Genomic DNA, 1,931 nt, shown 5'->3' with positions numbered 1-1,931 from the left:
GAGATTGGCTATTTACTGAATCCGTTCACCCGAAACAATGATGCCTTTTCAAACGGGCACGCGCCATTTGAAGAATTAACCGGTGGGAAAGGAATTGCAGAACAGATTGCAAAGATAAGTAAAACGTCGATGGATGCAAAGACTTTTTGGGAAACGCAATTCGATCCTAATACGCCTTTAGCTGACCTCAAACAAAAAATCTTTTTGAATCTTGGTTATCAAATAAGTAATTTATGCATCGCTTGGGATCCTGAAATCATCACTATTGGTGGTGGAATGGAAGCGCAGTTTGATCTTTTCGCGAAAGAATTAAACCCTATTTTAAAGACTAATGTGCCATTCCCGCCTGTGTTAAAACCAGCGTACTATAAACAAAATGCTTCCTTGAATGGTATTTCCCAATTGATTTTGAACAAAATTGCGGTGGCAGAATGAAACAGAAAAGATTCCAGCCTCAGAGACAATCATTAAAAAGGTACAATTCAACAAATTAAGGAGAGTGACTGAGAAAGATAGCTTGAAAAATCGTACCTAACTAATATTAGGATACAGAGCGTTGGCCAAAACATAATTTTTGTTCACAAATACAAGGCATCCCAAACCAAAATCCCAATTTAGATTTTAGTTTAGGGTGCCTTGTATGTCTGGGTGCGGCTGCTTACTGTTCGTTTTGACTAGATAAATCCGACACCGCTAAGGAATCAAATTTAGCGCTGCTTAGATATATCACGGTACTGTTGCCCCATCTTTTGCCTGCGCAAATTCTAATGATTGATACATTTTCAATCTTGAAATTCAAATGACTGCTTTATAAGAGATTTTCAAATAATTAAAGCCATTATTTGCTAAAGCAACTTTTTTTGCAACCATCAACCAATTCTTTGTCTGTTTGTGGAAGACAAATAAGTCACTTTCGTTATTCCAAGTTTCGTTTCTCCTGAACGATAGATATTCTGAATTAATAATAATTAATATTAATTTCACAATCCATCCGACTATCCATATAATCAACCTGTAAGCGTGTGCGGTAAACACCGCTTGATTAAAAATCGTATACCAAAGCTACCCAAATACTGGAGGTTATTAACATGGCAGGATTACTCGAAAATAAAGTCGCATTAGTTACCGGTGCTGCAACCGGGATCGGTTTAGGCGTTTGTCAAACGTTCGTGGACGAAGGCGCAAAGGTTATTGTGACCAGTCACCGAATGCACGATGAAACGAAAGCATTCTTGGCAAAGTACCCAGAGAACACCGAATTTCAACTGCTGGAAGTCACCGATGAAGACAACTGGCAAAAGGTCACTGAAGACGCCTACAATAAGTACGGTCATTTAGACATCGTCGTCAACAACGCCGGGGTCTCCGACGCTGGTGTGCCGATCGACGAAGAAAAATTGGAAGACTGGAACCACGTCATCGATGTTAACCTGACCGGGACCTTCCTTGGCATCAAGCACGGCATGAAGCAGATGCGCAAAGGCAACGGTGGTTCAATCATCAACATTTCCTCGATTGAAGGCTTTGTCGGCGTGCCTGACTACGCTGGTTACAACGCCAGCAAAGGCGGTACACGTCTGTTAACGAAGGGCGCTGCGTTGGACGCTGCCACCCACAAGTACAACGTTCGGGTCAATTCCGTCCACCCCGGCTTCATTGACACCGGCCTGGTGCCAGCTGATATGAAACCCGCAATGGCAAAGATCACCCCACTTGGTCACATCGGCAAGCCGGAAGACATCGGTAACATCTGTGTCTACCTGGCCTCAGACAAATCCAGCTTCACCACAGGCGCCGAATTCGTCATTGATGGCGGGTTCATCGCACAATAAAGTAGCGACAAAAAAGCACCGGCGCTTAACCGATGCTTTTTTTGGGCTGTAAAATTTCTGGTATTGGTGATCACGCCAATGCCAGTTTTTTATTGTCTT

Annotated in this window: 2 protein-coding genes; both read left to right on the top strand. The window is 42.8% G+C overall.

The features are described 5' to 3' along the window. Nucleotides 1-435, top strand: a 435-nt coding sequence (locus FC82_RS11665; RefSeq protein ID WP_156405149.1) for an ROK family protein, incomplete at its 5' end; no start/stop codon positions are given. A 653-nt stretch (nucleotides 436-1,088) separates the two neighbouring features. After that, on the top strand, nucleotides 1,089-1,832 hold the full coding sequence (locus tag FC82_RS11660) for a glucose 1-dehydrogenase (protein ID WP_056997087.1): 744 nt from the start codon (nucleotides 1,089-1,091) through the stop codon (nucleotides 1,830-1,832). Nucleotides 1,833-1,931 lie beyond the last annotated feature (99 nt).

Source organism: Secundilactobacillus collinoides DSM 20515 = JCM 1123, assembly GCF_001435975.1.
GTDB classification, from domain to species: domain Bacteria; phylum Bacillota; class Bacilli; order Lactobacillales; family Lactobacillaceae; genus Secundilactobacillus; species Secundilactobacillus collinoides.
Note: the sequence above shows the minus strand (reverse complement) of the source record. Positions and strands in the feature narration are given on the sequence as shown.

Bases quoted from the DNA above. Each gene is read 5' to 3' on its own strand.
- FC82_RS11660 (WP_056997087.1), top strand. From the start codon at position 1,089: ATGGCAGGATTACTCGAAAATAAAGTCGCATTAGTTACCGGTGCTGCA.